The sequence below is a fragment of the Streptomyces lincolnensis genome (assembly GCF_001685355.1).
GTDB classification, from domain to species: domain Bacteria; phylum Actinomycetota; class Actinomycetes; order Streptomycetales; family Streptomycetaceae; genus Streptomyces; species Streptomyces lincolnensis.
Genome location: NZ_CP016438.1, coordinates 9,240,668 through 9,258,537, shown reverse-complemented (window position 1 = coordinate 9,258,537; position 17,870 = coordinate 9,240,668). Strand labels below are relative to the sequence as shown.

Annotated in this window: 17 protein-coding genes; 12 read left to right on the top strand and 5 right to left on the bottom strand. The window is 71.6% G+C overall.

Features of this window, described 5'->3' with window-relative positions; translation table 11 throughout:
* The first annotated feature begins 175 nt into the window (after window positions 1-175).
* From SLINC_RS40890 to SLINC_RS40860, 7 genes are all read left to right on the top strand, one after another.
* Window positions 176-1,678 carry an MFS transporter gene (locus tag SLINC_RS40890; RefSeq protein ID WP_067443475.1) on the top strand — a complete coding sequence of 501 codons (1,503 nt, stop codon included), beginning with the start codon at window positions 176-178 and terminating at the stop codon, window positions 1,676-1,678.
* Window positions 1,679-1,820: 142 nt separating this feature from the next.
* Entirely contained in the window at window positions 1,821-2,828 is a 1,008-nt protein-coding gene (locus SLINC_RS40885) for a Ppx/GppA family phosphatase (protein WP_067443474.1), read from the top strand.
* A 51-nt stretch (window positions 2,829-2,879) separates the two neighbouring features.
* Window positions 2,880-3,065, top strand: a complete 186-nt coding sequence (locus SLINC_RS40880) for a hypothetical protein (protein WP_067443473.1) — start codon at window positions 2,880-2,882, stop codon at window positions 3,063-3,065.
* Between the two features lie 164 nt (window positions 3,066-3,229).
* Window positions 3,230-4,291 carry an iron-containing redox enzyme family protein gene (locus SLINC_RS40875; RefSeq protein WP_067443472.1) on the top strand — a complete coding sequence of 354 codons (1,062 nt, stop codon included), beginning with the start codon at window positions 3,230-3,232 and terminating at the stop codon, window positions 4,289-4,291.
* Window positions 4,267-4,953: a HemK2/MTQ2 family protein methyltransferase gene (locus SLINC_RS40870; RefSeq protein WP_067443471.1), complete on the top strand. Its 687-nt coding sequence runs from the start codon at window positions 4,267-4,269 to the stop codon at window positions 4,951-4,953. Before SLINC_RS40875 ends, SLINC_RS40870 begins: the two co-directional genes overlap by 25 nt.
* Window positions 4,934-5,137 carry a CDGSH iron-sulfur domain-containing protein gene (locus SLINC_RS40865; RefSeq protein WP_067443470.1) on the top strand — a complete coding sequence of 68 codons (204 nt, stop codon included), beginning with the start codon at window positions 4,934-4,936 and terminating at the stop codon, window positions 5,135-5,137. The genes SLINC_RS40870 and SLINC_RS40865 overlap by 20 nt, the downstream gene beginning before the upstream one ends.
* 150 nt (window positions 5,138-5,287) lie before the next feature.
* Window positions 5,288-5,659, top strand: a complete 372-nt coding sequence (locus tag SLINC_RS40860; RefSeq protein ID WP_067443469.1) for an anti-sigma factor antagonist — start codon at window positions 5,288-5,290, stop codon at window positions 5,657-5,659.
* Window positions 5,660-5,793: 134 nt separating this feature from the next.
* On the opposite strand, the gene SLINC_RS40855 is transcribed toward SLINC_RS40860, so the two are convergent.
* On the bottom strand, window positions 5,794-6,225 hold the full coding sequence (locus SLINC_RS40855; RefSeq protein WP_067443468.1) for a protease inhibitor: 432 nt from the start codon (window positions 6,223-6,225) through the stop codon (window positions 5,794-5,796).
* 328 nt (window positions 6,226-6,553) lie between these two features.
* Here SLINC_RS40855 and SLINC_RS40850 point away from each other — a divergent pair, with 328 nt between their 5' ends.
* The 3 genes from SLINC_RS40850 to SLINC_RS40840 all read left to right on the top strand — a co-directional run bounded on the left by SLINC_RS40850 (window position 6,554) and on the right by SLINC_RS40840 (window position 10,212).
* Window positions 6,554-7,105, top strand: coding sequence for a CoA-transferase family III protein (locus tag SLINC_RS40850; protein WP_067443467.1), 552 nt, complete (start codon window positions 6,554-6,556; stop codon window positions 7,103-7,105).
* A 331-nt stretch (window positions 7,106-7,436) separates the two neighbouring features.
* Window positions 7,437-8,981 carry a purine-cytosine permease family protein gene (locus tag SLINC_RS40845; protein ID WP_107406906.1) on the top strand — a complete coding sequence of 515 codons (1,545 nt, stop codon included), beginning with the start codon at window positions 7,437-7,439 and terminating at the stop codon, window positions 8,979-8,981.
* Window positions 8,982-9,048: 67 nt separating this feature from the next.
* On the top strand, window positions 9,049-10,212 hold the full coding sequence (locus SLINC_RS40840; protein WP_067446309.1) for a lactate 2-monooxygenase: 1,164 nt from the start codon (window positions 9,049-9,051) through the stop codon (window positions 10,210-10,212).
* Window positions 10,213-10,234: 22 nt separating this feature from the next.
* On the opposite strand, the gene SLINC_RS40835 is transcribed toward SLINC_RS40840, so the two are convergent.
* The 3 genes from SLINC_RS40835 to SLINC_RS40825 all read right to left on the bottom strand — a co-directional run bounded on the left by SLINC_RS40835 (window position 10,235) and on the right by SLINC_RS40825 (window position 13,004).
* A complete protein-coding gene (locus SLINC_RS40835; protein ID WP_067443465.1) occupies window positions 10,235-11,842 on the bottom strand; it encodes an RICIN domain-containing protein in 1,608 nt (535 codons plus the stop codon).
* Window positions 11,843-12,377: 535 nt separating this feature from the next.
* Window positions 12,378-12,755 carry a toxin Doc gene (locus SLINC_RS40830; RefSeq protein WP_067443464.1) on the bottom strand — a complete coding sequence of 126 codons (378 nt, stop codon included), beginning with the start codon at window positions 12,753-12,755 and terminating at the stop codon, window positions 12,378-12,380.
* Between the two features lie 3 nt (window positions 12,756-12,758).
* Window positions 12,759-13,004: a hypothetical protein gene (locus tag SLINC_RS40825; protein WP_067443463.1), complete on the bottom strand. Its 246-nt coding sequence runs from the start codon at window positions 13,002-13,004 to the stop codon at window positions 12,759-12,761.
* 169 nt (window positions 13,005-13,173) lie between these two features.
* Here SLINC_RS40825 and SLINC_RS40820 point away from each other — a divergent pair, with 169 nt between their 5' ends.
* A complete protein-coding gene (locus tag SLINC_RS40820) occupies window positions 13,174-13,896 on the top strand; it encodes a 2OG-Fe(II) oxygenase (protein ID WP_067443462.1) in 723 nt (240 codons plus the stop codon).
* Between the two features lie 110 nt (window positions 13,897-14,006).
* A complete protein-coding gene (gene qcrB, locus SLINC_RS40815; protein ID WP_067443461.1) occupies window positions 14,007-15,566 on the top strand; it encodes a cytochrome bc1 complex cytochrome b subunit in 1,560 nt (519 codons plus the stop codon).
* On the opposite strand, the gene SLINC_RS40810 is transcribed toward qcrB, so the two are convergent.
* Window positions 15,511-17,754, bottom strand: a complete 2,244-nt coding sequence (locus tag SLINC_RS40810; protein WP_067443460.1) for a glycoside hydrolase family 9 protein — start codon at window positions 17,752-17,754, stop codon at window positions 15,511-15,513. The two genes, qcrB and SLINC_RS40810, sit on opposite strands and share 56 nt — an antisense overlap.
* Window positions 17,755-17,870 lie beyond the last annotated feature (116 nt).

Genomic DNA, 17,870 nt, shown 5'->3' with positions numbered 1-17,870 from the left:
TGCGCTTCTCAGCTTCTCGCGTCGGTAGTGAGGCCCTCCTGACGAGCCGTCCCAGCGAGCCCTCCTAGCGAAACGTTGCCGTTTCGTTCGGAGTGGTCTAGCCTCGACGTGTACGAAACGGTTTCGTTTACGTGCTCGTAATCCTTCGATCGACTTCCCTGGAGTTGGTTTCCCGATGTCACAGAAGACGCTGACCGAGAGCGGGCAGGACGGCGCCGTCGCGGCGCCTGCCGCCGCCTCGTCCAAGAAGTGGTGGATCCTCGCGGTCGTCGCACTCGCCCAGCTGATGGTGGTGCTGGACGCCACCATCGTGAACATCGCCCTGCCGTCGGCCCAGGCCGACCTCGGGTTCTCCGACGGCAGCCGGCAGTGGATCGTCACCGCCTACGCGCTGGCCTTCGCCTCCCTGCTGCTGCTCGGCGGACGCATAGCGGACCTGTTCGGCCGCAAGCCGGCCTTCCTCATCGGCGTCGTCGGCTTCGCCGCGGTCTCCGCGCTCGGCGGCGCCGCCACCAACTTCGAGATGCTGGTCACCGCGCGCGCCCTCCAGGGTGCCTTCGGCGCGCTCCTCGCACCGGCCGCCCTGTCCCTGCTGAACACCACGTTCACCGACGCCCGCGAGCGCGCCAAGGCGTTCAGCGTCTACGGCGCCATCGCCGGCGCGGGCGGCGCGGTGGGGCTGCTGCTGGGCGGCATCCTGACCGACGCCCTGGACTGGCGCTGGACGCTGTACGTGAACGTCGTCATCGCCGTCGTCGCCTTCGCGGGCGGCTGGTTCCTGCTGAACAACCACCGCGACGCCACGAACTCCAAGCTGGACGTGCCGGGCACCGTCCTGGTCGCCACCGGTCTGTTCTCCCTGGTCTACGGCTTCTCCAACGCCGAGACGCACGACTGGTCCGCCGTCGCCACCTGGGGCTTCCTGATCGCCGGCGGTGTGCTGCTGGCCGCCTTCGCCTGGTGGCAGACCCGGGCCGCGCACCCGCTGCTGCCGCTGCGCATCCTGCTGGACCGCAACCGGGCGGCCTCCTTCCTCGCCGTGCTCATCTCCGGTGCGGGCATGTTCGGTGTGTTCCTCTTCCTCACCTACTACCTCCAGCTGAACCTGGGCTTCAGCCCGACCAAGACCGGTGTGGCGTTCCTCCCGATGGTCGCCGCCCTGATGGTGTCGGCCCAGCTCGGCACCACGAAGGTGGTACCGCGGATCGGTCCCAAGGCCGCCATCCCGCTGGGCTTCGCGATCGCCGCCGTCGGCATGGCCTGGCTGACGGGCATCGGTGTCGCCTCCGACTACAGCACCGCCGTCCTGCCGCAGCTGATCGTCATCGGTGCCGGTCTCGGCCTGGTGATGCCGCCGGCCATGCAGCTGGCCACCGGCGGAGTGGCGGCCGAGGACGCGGGCGTCGCCTCCGCCACGGTCAACGCCATGCAGCAGGTGGGCGGTTCGATCGGTACGGCGCTGCTGAACACGCTGGCCGCGAGCGCCGCGACCGACTACCTGACCGGCAAGGACGCGACGAACAAGCTGGTCCAGGCCCAGGCGACGATCGAGAGCTACACCACCGCCTTCTGGTGGTCGGCCGGCCTCTTCGCCGCCGGCACGCTGATCGCGTTCCTGCTCTACCGGCGCGGCGTCCCCGAGCAGGACGCCGACGCGGCACCGGTCATCCACATGTGACCCGGCCGGCCACCACGGTCCGAGGGGCCGCCGTCTTCAGGGAGACGGCGGCCCCTCGCCGCTGCCCGGACAGTGGCCCGGGGGGAACTCCTCGGCGGGCCTCTGACGTTGGGCGGACCCGCAAGCGGGTACTCACGGGGCCATGCGAATCAGCGTGGTGGATGTGGGGTCGAACGCGGTCCGGCTGGTGGTGGCGGACGCGGAGGGCGGGGTGCCACTGCCGGTCCACACCGCCAAGTGGCGGCTCAGACTCTCCGACCAGGTGCAGCCGGGCGAACCGATTCCGGAGGAGTCCGTGGAACGGCTGGTCGACGCGGTCGCCGACGCGAGCCGGACCGCGACCAGATGGGGCGCGGCGGGCCCGCTGGCCTTCGCGACCGCCGTGGTACGCAGCGCCCCGAACCGTCAGGAGGTGCTCCGCGCCGTCCGGACCCGCACCGGGGTGGGGCTGTGCACCCTGCCCGGCGAGGTGGAGGCCGAGCTGACCTTCCTCGGGGCACGGCGCTGGATGGGCTGGCGGTCGGGGCCGCTCGCCCTGCTGGACATCGGGGGCGGCTCGCTGGAGGTGGCCTTCGGCCGGGGGCGGCTTCCGGACTTCGTGGCCTCGCTGCCGCTCGGGGCGGGCCGGCTGACCCATGAGTTCTTCGAGGGGCAGGACCCGCCGTCCCCCGAGCAGATGCGGGCCCTGCGCCGCAGGGTCCGGCATCAACTGCGGGACGCGGCGGCACGGATCCGCTGGGAGGGACCGCGCACGGCGGTGGCCACCTCGCGCACCTTCCAGCAGCTGGGCCGGCTGTGCGGAGCCCCGCCCGGACGGTACGGCCCGTTCGTGGAACGACGGCTGCACCGCGAGGACCTCCGCCTGGCCGTCGGCCGGCTGGCCGTGCTGCCGGCCACCGGGCGCGCCCTGCTGCCCGGCATCTCCGCCCCGCGCGCGGCGCAGAGCCTGGCCGGCGCGGTGGTCGGCCACACCGCGATGAAGCTGACCGGCATCCGGACGCTCACGCTCTGCCCGTGGGCGATCCGGGAGGGAGTGCTGCTGCGGCACATCGAGGACGGCGCGTCCTGGTGGGCGGAGATCACCCGCCGCAACGTGGAGGACGCTCCCCCGGACCCGGTGCCCCTGCGCATCGCGAGTTCCCCCACCTGAAACGACCGCAGAGACCGCAGAGACCGCAGAGACCGCAGAGAGGAGTCCCCCGTGACCGACCCCGAGAAGAACCGCCGCGACGACTCGCCCGAGACCGCCGTAGAGAAGGTCGTGCGCGAGATCGAGGACACCGCCAACCGCACCCGGGACTCCGCCGAGCAGCGGCTCCACCGGGGCGAGGCCGGGGAGGCCATCACCCCCAACGCCCGCGCCCAGGAGGAGTCCGAGGGCGACTGACCTCCTCGGGTGGCGCACTGGTCGGGTCCGGAGCCGGGGTGCCAGTAGGTCCACGCCCGGCCGGGGATCGTGCAGCCGAGGCCGGGGAGGCCGTCACGAGGATCTCGGCGTCGAACAGCCGGGCGTGGGCGGGTGGCCCGGCACGGCCGGGGTACCCGGCGCACATGCCACACGAGAGCCGGGAACCACGGCTGCCGACCCCCCGGGGCCCCGTCTCCGCGGCCGTCGCGGAGCACCTGCGGGGCGCCGGCCCCCTCCCGCGCCCCGAGGACATCGCGGCCGCGGCAGCCTACGGCGACGATCTCCAGCTCGCTCTGTACCTCTGCTACGAGCTGCACTACCGCGGCTTCGCCGGCGTCTCGCCGGACCGCGAGTGGGACCCCGAGGTGCTGCGCGTCCGTGCCGCACTGGAGCACCGCTTCCTGTCGGCCCTGCGCGCCGACACCACCGTCCACGACAGTGTCGACGACGCCCTGGCGGAGCTCCTGGTCGAGCCCGTCGAGGGCAGCGGTGTCACCCATTACCTGCGCGAGGAGGGCGCGTTGTGGCAGCTGCGCGAGTACGCGGCGCAGCGCTCGCTCTACCACCTCAAGGAGGCGGACCCGCACGCCTGGGTGCTGCCCCGGCTGTGGGGCCGGGCCAAGGCGGGCATGGCGGCGGTGGAGTTCGACGAGTACGGCGGCGGCCGCCCCGACCGGGTGCACGCGAAGCTGTTCGCCGACCTGATGACGGACCTGGGCCTGGACACGGCGTACGGCCGCTATCTCGACGCGGCCTCCGCGGAGCTGCTGGCCACGGTCAACCTGATGTCCCTCTTCGGTCTGCACCGGTCCCTGCGGGGAGCCCTGGTGGGCCACTTCGCGGCGGTGGAGATCACCTCCTCGCCCGGCTCCCGGCGGCTGGCCGAGGCGATGCGCCGCACGGACGCCGGCCCGGCCGCCGAGTTCTTCTACGACGAGCACGTCGAGGCCGACGCCGTCCACGAGCAGGTCGTCCGCCACGACGTCATCGGCGGTCTGCTGGCCGAGGAGCCGCATCTCGCCTCCGACGTGGCCTTCGGGATCGACGCCACCGGCCACGTCGAGGACCGGTTCGCCGCGCAGGTGCTGGGTGCCTGGCGGGCGGGACGCCCGTCGCTGCGTACGCCGCTGGACACGTCGCCGCACGGTCCAAGGACATCGAAATCTCCGATATCTCCTGAATGTCGGGGTACTCGATCCGCGTGAATCCTCTGATGCTGCCGCTGGTCCTCCCGGGTGTGTACGCCCCGCAGGAGGACACCGCCCTGCTGGCCGGGGCCCTGTCCGAAGAGCCGTTGCCGCCGGGCGCGGACGTCCTCGACGTGGGTACCGGGAGCGGGGCGCTGGCCATCGAGGCCGCGCGGCGCGGAACCCGGGTGACCGCGGTGGACGTGTCCTGGCGTGCGGTCTGCACGGCCTGGTTCAACGTCCGGGTGGCCGGGGTGCCGGTCCGGGTCCGGCGCGGGGACCTCTTCACCCCCGTCCAGGACCGTCTGTACGACCTCATCCTCACCAACCCGCCGTACGTGCCCGCCCCCACGGGCGCCCGGCCGCCCCGGGGCACCGCCCGGGCCTGGGACGCGGGCCGCGACGGGCGGCTCGTCCTGGACCGGATCTGCGAGCAGGCGCCGACGCTGCTGCGGCCCGGCGGGGTCCTGCTGATGGTGCACTCCGCGCTGAGCGATCCGGGGCGGACCCTCGATCGGCTGCGCGCGGCCGGCCTGAAGGCCTCCGTGACCCGTCGGAGCCGGATCGCGTTCGGTCCCGTACTGCGGGGCCGCGAGCGCTGGTTGCGGCGGCGCGGGCTGCTCTCCCCCACCGACGAGAACGAGGAACTGGTGGTCGTCCGTGCCGAACTCCCCGTCTGAGCACCCCCGGCGGATCACCCTGCGGCGCAAGGGCCCGCTCCTGGTGGAGGGACCGGTGGAAGTGGAGCTGGAGGACGGCACGACGGTCACCTCGGACCGCTTCCGGGTGGCCCTGTGCACCTGCCGCCGCAGTCGCCGCTATCCGTGGTGCGACACCAGCCACCGGGACCGGACCCAGGGCTAGTTGACCTCTACACGTGAATTGTCAATCCTGTTGACAGAAATTCACTAGGTCGAGTGAACCAGATCTTGCGGGTCCCTCCACAGGGATGTAGCCGACCCGGCCGGGGTAACTACCGAGACCACACGCGTGCCCCGCCGAGGTGGAGAGGACATGACGCCCGACGACGAGCCCGCCCCCGCACCACCGGTGACGAACCAGAACGCCCGTACCCGGGCCAGCGGTCCCTTCACGGTGGTCGAGGTCTCGGGCGAGATCGACGTGGCGACCGCGCACCTCCTCGCCGAGCACCTGGACGCGGCGACCTCGGGCCCCGGGCCGGACGTCCTGGTGGACCTGCGGTACGTGGACTTCTTCGACTGCTCGGGACTGCGGGTGCTGTGCCGTGCGGACCGCCGGGCCAAGGAGCGCGACGGGCGGCTCCGTGTCGTCTCGGACCAGCCGCGCGTCCTGCGGCTGCTGCGCGCCTCGGGGCTGGCGGGGCGCTTTCCCGCCCTGCCGCGACTGCCCGACGAGCCGGTCTGATGCCAGGGGGCCGGCGGACGGCCCCACTCCGTCCGCCGACCCCTGGTGCGGGATCACAGGTCCCCGTGACAGGAGCTCGCACTCCCCGGTCGCGGGCCTCCTGAAGGGTTCACGGGGACCACGGGACCCCGGTCTCAGAACGTGAAGACGCCGCTCCCGTAGGAGCTCCTCACGCACTCGTTGCCGAAGGTGCGCTCGTAGGAGACGCGCTGGCCCCTCCAGACACCGTCCACGGTGACGACCACCGGGTCGTACTGCTTGGTGCACCGGATGTCGCTTCTCACCGCCAGGGCGTCGAAGTCGCCGTCGACGGCGCGCAGTTCGGCGCAGGCCTGGGCCGCCGCGGGATGCGTTCCGGAGGCGTTCGGCGCGCAGGTCAGGGTGACCGCGCGTTCCGGGGTGGCGAGGGCCGCGCTGTCGCCGTGGCCCACGGTGAGCACCAGGGCCGAGGGGGCGTAGAGCGTGGCCGGGGTGGACTGGGCGGCGAGCGCGGTACCCGTGAGGGGTCCGCCGACGGCGGTGGCCGTGAGGGCGAGGGTCGTCGCCCAGCGCGCGGTGTTCCGCATTGTGTGCATCCTTCCGCTGGATTCGAGGGTGTGCCACAACCGACCCGGTCGGTGCCGACTGCGGCGAGCGCGAGTCTGCCGAGTCCGCCGCCGAAACTCACATCGACCCCATGGGTTTCGGTAACATTGCGTATTGAATCAGTGGCGCGAAGTGACGGAACTCGAACGCCACGACCCCCGAAGCGAGCGGTTCTTGATCGACCGATCCGACCCGATGGCCGGATCTCCCCCGCTCGGCAATAGGCCTGAAACATTCCGCTTTTCCGCCCTGAGCGCACCCGGAACGCGGACTCTTGCGTTCCCTCGTGTGCCGAGTAATGGTGATTACATGATTACGACAGAGCAGCGAGAGAAACTGCGCGGGTGGTTCGCCGGCCGGCTGCCGGACGATCTGTTCGAGGAGCTCGTCGAGGTGACCGTCGACCGCGAGGAGATCACCGTCGTCGGCCGTGTTCCCGAACCCCGGCTGGACGAGGACGCCCCGGCCGCCGAGCGGGAGGCCGCCGTACAGGGCCGGATCCAGGAGTTCCGGGAACGCACCCGCGACACCCGGATCGCGGTGGCACGGGACGCCGAGCACCGGTTCGGCCGGAAGGTCTCCTGGGGTGTCGAGTGCGGCCCGGAGCGCGCCCTGTTCACCCATGTCGCGGCCCCCGTCATGACCCGGCTGCGGCAGCCCGAGCGCCAGGTCCTCGACACCCTCATCGCCGGAGGGGTGGCCCGCAGCCGCAGCGACGCCCTCGCCTGGTGCGTGCGTCTGGTCCAGCGCCACACCGACGACTGGCTCGCCGAACTCCGCGAGTCCCTGGAACACGTCCAGCGGGTGCGGGCGCAGGGGCCCGACGCCGAGCCCGAGGACAGCCCGGCCGACGAGGAGTGACCGGCGAACGGAGGAAACCGGTGGATGAGGCAGGCGGATGAGCCCGGTGGACGATGCGCACAGCCGGGGCCCCGAAGATGGATGAACCGTCTTCTGTTCCGGGCCCGGTGCGCCGCCGTACGGTCGGCAGACCGCCGAGAGGACGGGCCGCGTCACCGCCGCACACCCCGGCGTCGGCGACCACCCGTCCCCACCGTCGCGCCACCCCGCGCTCCACCGCCCCGTCCCCGCTGGAGCCCCCGTGTCCCCGCAGCCCCAACAGCCCGAGCACTCCGAGCAGTCCGCACAGCCGGCCGCCGTCTCCCCCGCCGCTCCGCCCGCGCCCCCTGCCCTGACCGAGGTCGAGGCGCATGGCGTGGAGCGCATCCCGGACGCGGACCGCACCGCGCGTCCGCTCGATCTGTTCCGCCTCGCCTTCGGCGGCGCCAACACCTTCTCCACCTGTGTCCTCGGCGCCTTCCCGATCCTGTTCGGCCTGTCCTTCTGGCAGGGCCTGGCCGCCACCCTCCTCGGCGTCGTCGTCGGCGCGCTGATCCTGTGCCCGATGGCGGTGTTCGGGCCGGCCAACGGCACCAACAACGCCGTCTCCTCGTCGGCCCACCTCGGTGTGCACGGCCGGGTGGTCGGCTCGTTCCTGTCGCTGCTCACCGCCGTCGCGTTCTTCTCCATCTCGGTGTGGAGCTCCGGCGACGCCCTGGTCGGCGGCGCCCACCGGCTCTTCGGCCTGGAGCGCGACGACGTGTCCTACGGCGTCGCGTACGCGCTGTTCGCCGGGCTGGTGCTCGCGGTGTGCGTGTACGGCTTCCGGTTCATGCTGTTCGTCAACAAGGTCGCGGTGGCCTCGGCGACGGTGCTGTTCCTGCTGGGCGCGGTCGCCTTCGCCGGGGACTTCGACCCGTCGTACGCGGGCGTCTTCACGGAGTCGGCGGACGCGGCGACCGACGCGCTGTTCTGGCCGTCGTTCATCGGCGCGGCGCTGATCGTGCTGTCGAACCCGGTGTCCTTCGGTGCCTTCCTGGGCGACTGGTCGCGCTACATCCCGGCGAACACCCCGCGCCGCCGGGTGGTGGGTGCCGCCTTCCTGTCGCAGATCGCGACCCTGGTGCCGTTCGTCTTCGGGCTGGCGACCGCGAGCATCATCGCCGCGAAGGCGCCGGACTACGTCGACCCGGCGGCGCCCGACTTCGTGGGCGGGCTGCTGGCGATCTCGCCCGGCTGGTTCTTCCTGCCGGTCTGTCTACTTGCCCTGATCGGTGGGATGTCGACGGGGACGACGGCCCTGTACGGCACGGGGCTCGACTTCTCCTCGGTGTTCCCGCGGCTGTCGCGGGTGCGGGCGACCGTCCTGGTCGGCGCGCTGTCGATCGTGTTCATCTTCGTCGGACGGTTCGGCCTGGACCTCGTGCGGTCGATCTCGACCTTCGCCACCATGATCATCACGTGTACGACGCCCTGGATGGTCGTGATGATGCTGGGCTGGTTCACCCGGCGCGGCTGGTACGACCCGGAGGCGCTCCAGGTCTTCAACCGCCGTCAGCGCGGCGGCCGTTACTGGTTCGCGCACGGCTGGAACTGGCGGGGGCTGACCGCCTGGTGGGTGTCCGCCCTGGTCGGCGTGCTCTTCACCAACATTCCCGGCCAGTTCGTCGGACCGCTCGGGGATCTCGCCAACGGCGTGGACATCGGCCTGCCGCTGTCGCTGGTCGTGGCCGCGGTGCTGTTCCTGGCCCTGCTGTGGATCTTCCCCGAGCCGCGGGCGGTGTACGGGCCCGAGGGCGCGCGACTGGCCCGCACGGTCGACGTGCCGGTGCCGCCCATCACCGGTCCCGGAACTCCTGCCGACGAGATCGCTCCCCCGGCCGCGTCCCGGGCCTGACCCCGGCGCCGTACCGGCCAGTATGGTCGGGGCGACGCGGCTCGACGAGGAGAGGCTGGGCGTACGGATGGCCAAGCACTGGGCGGACTTCCAGTACGAGATCTATCTGAACGGGATGTCGGGCGCCGTCCCGCGCCTGCCCACCGATCTGACACGGCTGGAGGAACTCACCGAGCGGCGGCTCGGTCCCGGTCCGGTCGGCTATGTGGCGGGCAGCGCGGGCGACGGCAGTACGGCGCGGGCCAACCGGGCGGCTCTGGAGCGGCGCCGGATCGTGCCGCGCATGCTGCGGGACGTGCACGAACGGGACCTGTCCGTCGAGGTGTTGGGCCGCGCGCTGCCCGCCCCGCTGGCCCTGGCACCGGTCGGCGTGCTGTCGATCATGCACCCGGACGCCGAGCCGGCCGCCGCCCGGGCCGCGGCGGCGCAGGGAGTGCCGTACATCCTGTCGTCGGCGTCCAGCACCCCGATGGAGCAGGTCGCGGAGGCGATGGGGGACGCCGAGCGGTGGTTCCAGCTGTACTGGCCCAAGGATCCCGAGGTGGCCCGGAGTTTCCTGGGCCGGGCGAAGGCGGCCGGGTTCACCGTGCTCGTCGTCACCCTCGACACTCCGATGCTGTCCTGGCGGCCGCGCGACCTCGACCAGGCGTATCTGCCGTTCCTGCGCGGTGTGGGCACCGCCAACTACTTCTCCGACCCGGCCTTCCAGGCAGGGCTGGCCAAGCCGGTGCACGAGGATCCGAACGCGGCCGTGATGCACTTCGTCGGCATGTTCTCCGACCCCGCCAAGACCTGGCCGGACCTGACGTTCCTGCGCGAGAACTGGGACGGTCCGATCGTCCTCAAGGGTGTCCTGCACCCGGACGACGCCCGGCTCGCCGCCGACGCCGGGATGGACGGCGTGGTGGTGTCCAACCACGGCGGCCGCCAGGTGGCCGGCGCGGTCGCGGCCGCCGACGCGCTGCCCCGGATCGCACAAGCGGTCGGCGACCGGCTGACCGTCCTGTTCGACAGCGGAGTCCGCACCGGCGACGACATCTTCAAGGCCCTGGCACTCGGCGCGCAGGCGGTGCTCGTGGGACGCCCCTACGTCTACGGCCTCGGGCTCGACGGGCAGGCGGGCGTCGAGCACGTCATCCGCTGTCTGCTGGCGGAGTTCGACCTCACCCTCGCCCTGTCCGGCCACGCCGGCCCGGCCACGATCGGCCCCGGTGATCTCACGGTCGACTGAACCCGGGGCGATCGTCCCGCGGCTACGCCCGGTCGGAGACCTCCACCACCCGCGTCGAGGGCGTCTTCGTCCCGGCCCCGGACAGGGAACCGGGGCTCGCCGTGGAGACCGGGTCGGTGAGCCAGCGCTGTCGGGCGGAGCCGTCGCGGATCTTGACGACGAGGTCGGCGCCCGGGTCGTCGGTGGTGGGGGCGAGGGCCAGGCGCCCGTCCCAGCGGGGCAGCACCTCTCCCCGGACCGTGAGGTCGTAGCGGACGTCGTCGCCGCGCCTTGCGTTCTCCGCGGCGCAGCTGCCGAGGGCCGGCATGCCGGCGGCCAGGTGCGAGTCCAGGCACAGGTCCGGTTCGGCCACGCTGCGCAGCAGCCCGTCGTCCTCGTACGACCACTGCTGGGTCGGCGCGTCGGAGCAGGCCGCCAGTTCGGTCCCGGTGCCGGCCTTGGGTTCGCCGTCGATATCGACGCACAGGCCGGCGGCGGCGTTGCGCAGCCTGGTGATTCCGGGCCCGGCGGGGAGGTGGGCCGTGCCCGAGGAGGCGCCGGGGGTCGTGCCGAGGCCGCCGGTGGCGCTGGTGGAGGCGGCCGGGGCGGCGCCGTCGTCGTCCGTCCACAGGCCGCCGACGAGCAACGCGGTGAAGAGGCCGGCGGAGGCGAGGCCGACGCCGGCGACCAGGGTGCGGGAAGAGCGCGGTCCTTGCGGGGTCGGGCGGCGGAGGGCGGCGGGCATACCGGGGATGGCCGGCAGGAGGCGTCTGCGTCCGCCGCCGTGCCGGCCCGAGCCGCGGGTGCGCGGCTCCTCGTCGGCCCGGCCCGGACGGGTGTCGAGGTAGCGGCGGCCTTCCGGGCCGAGCACCGCCTCGGTCAGCAGGACACCCAATCCGCCCTCGAAATGGCTCAGTTGTTCGGCCGCGTGATGGCAGTGGCGGCACTCCCCCAGATGCTGCCGGACATCCGGCAGCAGGGCCCCGCCGCGGCGAATGGGAACGTCGAGGAGGCGGTTGTAGTAGCGGCATTCCTGGGTCGGCGCGAGTTCCCGATGGGCCTGAACACAACCTTCACGGAATTTTTCACGCGCCTGTTCGAGCGACACCGACGCGGTGTCGGTATCCATGCCGAGGAGAGCGGCGGGGACGGTTAACGACTCTCCTTCCACCTCCACATGCCACAACACGCACCGAAAAAGTCCGGGAAGGGCGTGGAATGACCGTTCGGCCAGCTTGCGGTTTTCGGGCGTCAGGAACCGGGCCGGCCGCATACCGCGACTACCGGCGGTTTTCCGGAGATCCGGCAGAACATCGGATATCCGGTCCTCGGCCGCCCACTGCCGGACGGTCTCCCGCACGGTCACCAGCAGTCGCGGGCGCAGCGCCACGGCCGTCTCGCCGAGGCCGACACGGTCGAGTACCTGGTGGAAGGAGGCGGCGGTGACGATGGAGGCGGAGTCCTCGCCGGCGAGGCAGATCACCGCGTACTCGTGGGCCTGCCGCCAGTGCCGCGCCATGAGGAACGCCACGACCTGGGTGACCTCGTGGTCCGGGCGGCCTCTGAGAGCGGCGCCGAGATTCTCGTCGGATTCCTCCGGAACTCCACCGGGCGGTGGGTAGGGAGGGCGAGGGGGGTGGGGGGTGAGCACGGAGCTGATTCCTTCCCGCGCGCAGGGCGCACACAGAAGTTCTGGTCGCCGAAAGGGCCCGGGATCGGGGCCCACCTTTCGGGCGCGGGCATGGGGAGCGTGAATTCACCAGCATCCGTCCGCGCCCCCGTTTCCCCACGGGACGAATGCGAGCCGGTCCTTCCCCCCACACCGACAGTTCACCCTTGCACAAGTCATACACGGCCAACAAGGCACCGGGGTCACATCCACCTCATGGGAAGAGAGTCGGATACGGCGGCAACTCATGCGCCCCGTCCGGCCTTTCACGATTCCATGCGCCCCGTGTGAAACACACGCACGTGCCCGGGCGGCACGCACGCTGCCCGCGCACCGCACCGCGTAGTGGACTGGAACCGGCCTTTCCTCGGAGGCCCCGCGCAGGGTGGGGGTCCCCCCGGGCTCGAGCGAAGCCGAGAGCTTGGGGGAGGCTCTCCTGCGCGACGACGGCCGCCGACCCCGTTCCTCCCGCCCCGGTCGGCGGCCCCGGGAGCGGACGGCAGATCCCGCGACGGGATCAGATCTGCCAGGAGCGCAGCCGGTCGGCGGCCCCGTACACGTCGGTCTTGCCGGAGATCAGGTCGCGGGCGAGGTCGACGAGGGTGCCGTAGGGCGGGTCGATGCCGACGCCACTGACGAACATGTAGGCCACGGCCGTGGCGCAGGCGAAGCGGGCGTTGGCCGACGGCAGGGGTTTGAGCAGGGCGAGGGTGTGCAGCAGCGCGGCGGCCCGCCAGGCGGGGTCGGAGTCCACACCGAGGCGCGGCGGGTCGACGCGGTGCCGGGCGACGGCGGCCACCAGCGCGGAGAAGTCGTTGATGGTGGGCTGGTCGGGCAGGACCTCTTCGTGACGCTGGAGCAGCCAGGGCACGTCGATGTGGACCACGGGAGCCATCGGTCAGGCGACCCGCCCCGCGCCCCGGGCCCGGGGTTCGTCGTCGGGGAAGGCGGCCGCGAACTCCTCGGCGTGGGAGGCGAAGAACCGGCGGAAGGCCTCCGCGCCCTCCTGGAGCGCGCGGTGCCGGGCGATGTCGGCCGCGGCGGCCTCGCGCACCAGGGCCTTCATCGACGTACCGCGCTCCTTGGCGATCTGCCGCAGGTCCTCCAGCTCGCGATCGCTGAATTCCACGTTCAGAGCAGGCATGCCACCACGGTACCGCCCGGGTACTTACTCGTAAATATCCCCAGGTCAAGTGGACATCACAGAGGTACCGCAGGCCGTGGAACACTCGGTCCGATTTCCGCCGGTCACCAGCCTCCGACGGCGGCAGACTCGATGGTGCCGCAGACACGTCACGAGGAGAGGCAAGCCCATGACCGTCACCGCCGACCGGGCCCTGCGACGGGTCGCCGGGACCGACTGGACCGCTGTGGCCGCCGAGTTGGACGAGCACGGCTGCGCGCCGACGGAACGGCTGCTGACGCCGGCCGAGTGCCACGACCTGGCGGCCCTGTACGACAAACCGGAGCTGTTCCGGACGACCGTCGACATGGCGCGGCACCGCTTCGGATCCGGGGAGTACCGCTACTTCACCCACGACCTGCCCCCGGCGGTCGCCGCCCTGCGGGCCGCCTTCTACCCGCGGCTGCTGCCGATCGCCCGGGACTGGGCGGCCCGGCTCGGACGGCCCGCGCCGTGGCCGGACTCCCTCCGGGAGTGGCTGGAGCGCTGCCACGAGGCCGGGCAGGACCGGTCCGCGCAGATCCTGCTGCGGTACGGGCAGGGTGACTGGAACGCGCTGCACCGTGACGTGTTCGGCGAGCTGGTCTTCCCGCTCCAGGTGGTCGTCGGCCTCGACGCCCACGGCACCGACTACACGGGCGGCGAGTTCCTGATGGTGGAGCAGCGGGCCCGGGCCCAGTCCCGGGGCGTCACGACCGTGCTCCCGCAGGGGCACGGGGTGGTCTTCACGACCCGGGACCGCCCGGTGCGCGGCCGGCGCGGCTGGTCGGCCGGGGCGATGCGGCACGGGGTGAGCGTGGTCCGCTCGGGGCATCGCCGTGCGCTGGGGCTGGTCTTCCACGACGCCGCCTGAGGACCGCACGACGGCCGGGTGTGGCGTGGACCACATCCGGCCGGTCGGGTGTCACACTCCGGGCCCCCTCGGCCGTCTCGGTGGTGAGCGAGCCACCGGGAGGCGCACACATGTCCGAGCAGACCGTTTCCGATGTTCCCGACACCGGCGGGCGGGGCCGCGGCGAGCGGATGGCCGACTGGTTCGACGGCCGCCTCGGCACCCACACCCTGGGCAAGAAGTACCTGCGCAAGGTCTTCCCCGACCACTGGTCCTTCCTGCTGGGCGAGATCTGCCTGTACAGCTTCATCGTCCTGATCCTGTCCGGCGTGTACCTCACCTTCTTCTTCCATCCGTCGATGAACGAGGTGACGTACCAGGGCAGTTACACCCCGCTCAACGGCGTCCGCATGTCCGAGGCGTACGCCTCCACCCTGGACATCAGCTTCGACGTGCGCGGCGGGCTGCTGATCCGGCAGTTGCACCACTGGGCGGCGCTGGTCTTCGTGGCCGGGATGCTCGCGCACATGATGCGGCACTTCTTCACGGGCTCGTTCCGCAAGCCGCGCGAGGTCAACTGGCTGTTCGGCTGGTCGCTGCTGTTCCTCGGGCTGTTCGAGGGGCTCTTCGGCTACTCGCTGCCCGACGACCTGCTGTCCGGGACGGGCATGAGGTTCGTCCACGGCGCCCTGCTGTCCGTACCGATCGTGGGGACATACCTCGCGATGTTCCTGTTCGGCGGCGAGTACCCCGGCGACGACATCGTGGCGCGCTTCTACTCGCTGCACATCCTGGTGATCCCGGGCATCATGGCGGCGCTCGTCGTGGTCCATGTGCTGCTGGTCTTCTACCACAAGCACACCCAGTTCGCGGGGCCCGGGCGGACCGAGCGCAATGTGGTCGGCACCCCGTTCATGCCGGTGTACATGGCGAAGGCGGGCGGCTTCTTCTTCCTGGTCTTCGGATCGCTCACGCTGCTCGCGGCCGTGGCGAGCATCAACCCCGTCTGGTCGTACGGCCCCTACCGCGCCGACCAGGTCTCCACGGGCGCCCAGCCCGACTGGTACCTGGGCTTCGCGGAGGGACTGGTCCGGATCATGCCGGGCTGGGAGATCGATTTCTGGGGGCACACACTCGTCCTCGGGGTGCTGATCCCCATCGTGGTCTTCCCGCTGCTGCTGGTGTTCATCGGCGTGTACCCGTTCCTGGAGGCCCGGTTCACACGTGACAGGGGCGAGCACCATCTGCTGGACCGCCCGCGCAACCGGCCGGTGCGCACGGCGATCGGCGCGGCCTGGATCGCCCTGTATCTGGTGCTGCTGGCGGGCGGCGGCAACGACATCGTGGCGACCCGGCTGCATCTGTCGATCAACACGGTGACCTGGATGGTCCGGATAGCGGTGTTCGTCGTCCCGGCGGTGGTGTTCGTGGTGACCCGCCGGATCTGCCTGGGTCTCCAACTCCGCGACAGGGAGCTGGTGATGCACGGTCGGGAGACCGGCGTGATCAAGCGGCTGCCGCACGGTGAGTACGTCGAGGTGCACCAGCCGCTCGATCAGGCACGGCTCCACACGCTCACCGCGCACGAGCGGCCCGGTGAGCTGGTGGAGCACGCGAGTTCCGGTCTCGATCCGCTCAGTCTTGATCCGCCACGAAGGACGCCATCCGGGTCAGGGCCGAGTTCCAGTTGATGGTGTGCTCGTTGGTCGACCAGGACTGGATGTCGTCGATGAAGCAGAACTGGCCGACGCAGCCCTGGAGTTTGCTCTGTGCGAAGGGGTCCTGGATGCTCGAGTTCGGCCCGCCGGCCAGAGTCCCCTGCGGCGGGTTGGGCTGGCTCGGGTCCAGCTGGTGGGCGTACCAACGGGCGTGCTGGTTGTGGGCGTTGACCTCGCCGTAGCCGGTCACGTACGACATGTTCAGCGCGTTGCGGCCGAAGACGTAGTCCATGCTCTGCACGGCGCCGTCCCGGTACTTCGAGCCGCCGGTGATGTCGTACGCGGTGGCGATGACGATCGCGTTGTGCAGGATCTGGTGGTTGGAACCCCAGTCGTAGACGTTGCCCTCCGGGGCGTACGGCATGCCGTACGGGTGGGCCTTCAACGTGGCCAGGTAGCGGTCGGCGCCCTTGACGACGGACTGGCGGACCTTGTCGCGGCCGGGCAGCCGGTTCGGCACGGTGGCGAGGTCCAGGCGGGCCGCGGCGGCGGTCCTGGCCCAGTCGTAGCCGACGGGGGTGTAGATGTCGGCGGTGTGGACGGGCGAGGCCAGGACGTGGTCCTGGAACGCCTTCTCGCCGGTGGTGAGGTACAGCTCGGCCGCCGCCCAGTAGAACTCGTCGGTGACGTTGTTGTCGGCGTAGGTGCCACCGCCGATGCCGTCGCTCTCCGAGGCGTACCGGTCGGGGTGGGCGAGCGCCGCCGCCCAGGCGGTGCGGGCGACCGCGAGGGTCTTCGCCGCGAACGCCTTGTCGTACGGCTTGTACAGGCGGGCCGCCTGCGCGGCCGTCGCCGCCAGGTTCAGGGTCGCCGCGGTGGACGGCGGGTGCAGCTCACGCTTTTGCGGATCGTCGCTCGGCATCAGCGGCAGGCCGGTCCACTGCTCGTCGTGGATCTTGTGGTGGGCCATGCCGGCCAGCGGCTGCCCGGCCGGCACCTGCATCTTCAGCAGGAACTCCAGCTCCCAGCGGGCCTCGTCGAGGATGTCGGGCACCTTGTTGCCGCTCTCGGGGATGGCGAGGGTGCCGTCCCCCAGCCGCTCCGCCTGCCCGGTGCGGGCCAGCTTCTCGCGCTCGTAGGTGCTCAGTACCTCCCAGGTGGAGATGCCGCCGTTGACCACGTACTTGCCGTGGTCGCCCGCGTCGTACCAGCCGCCGGTGACGTCGAGCGTGTAGTCGCACACGCCCGGCTGGCAGGGCACGTCCTTGTCGCCCTGGTTGGGGGCCACGTTCACGTGCCCGGCGGCGCGGCCGTAGCCCGGGCGCAGGTCGTCGCGGATCGCGATGCCGCTGCGCTGGGTGTAGTAGTACTTCGCCGCGTCGAGCCGCAGTCGCTCGTAGGCGCTCGTGCCGATGTCGAAGGGGCGGCTGGTCTCGCCGTCGGCGACCAGGGTGAAGCCGCTGCCCTTCTTCTTGTAGGCGCCGAAGTCGACGGAGTGCACGTTCTGCCCGGAGGAGGCGTCGGTGCCGCGCGGGACGGTCGATCCGCGGGCCACCACCGCGCCGCCGGCGTTCTTCAGCTGCCAGGGCAGTGGGGCGGTCGCGCCGGTGACCAGGGTGGCGTTCTTGGGTCCCGCGGGCAGATAGGCGACCTGGTTGACCCGGACCCGGGGTCCGGTGTCGGGCTCGTAGACCTCGGGCGGGACCCCGCCCAGCAGGGACACGTCGTCCATGCAGTAGCGGAACGGGTCGGCGCTGCCGCCGAGTTGGAAGCCGACCTGGCCCTGGGCGGTGTCGACGGGCGAGGTGAACGTGTACGAGTAGGTGTTGCCCGACACGCTGAGCTGCGGACTGACCTCGAAATAGGTGTCGTAGGGCGCCGCCGACAGGCCGACGATGGCGCGCAGGACGTGTCCCTCGGGCGAGCCGTTCGCGCTGAAGGAGAACTTGTACGACTCGCCCTTGACCAGGGTGATGTCGTTCTGTCCGACGGCGGCGTCCCAGCGGTTGGCGGTGCCGCCCGGCACGTCGGCGCACAGCTGTCCGCCGGACAGTTCCGCGGTGACGTTGCTGGTGGTCCACCAGGGGGCGGTGGTGGTGTCGAAGGTGCCGTTCTTGACCTGTTCGACCTCCTCGGCGACGGCCCCGGGGGCGGGGAGGCCCACGAGTGCCGCCCCGAGCAGGGCCGTCAGGGAGATCAGGGTGGTTCTACGTCGTTTCACGTCTGGGCTCCTGGAGGAGGTACGGGTGACGCTCCCGTGGGAGCGCTCCCAGATGCGGACGCAGGCCATGCTTGTTGCAGGCATGACACCCCGTCAACGGTCCGGACGGGACTGGT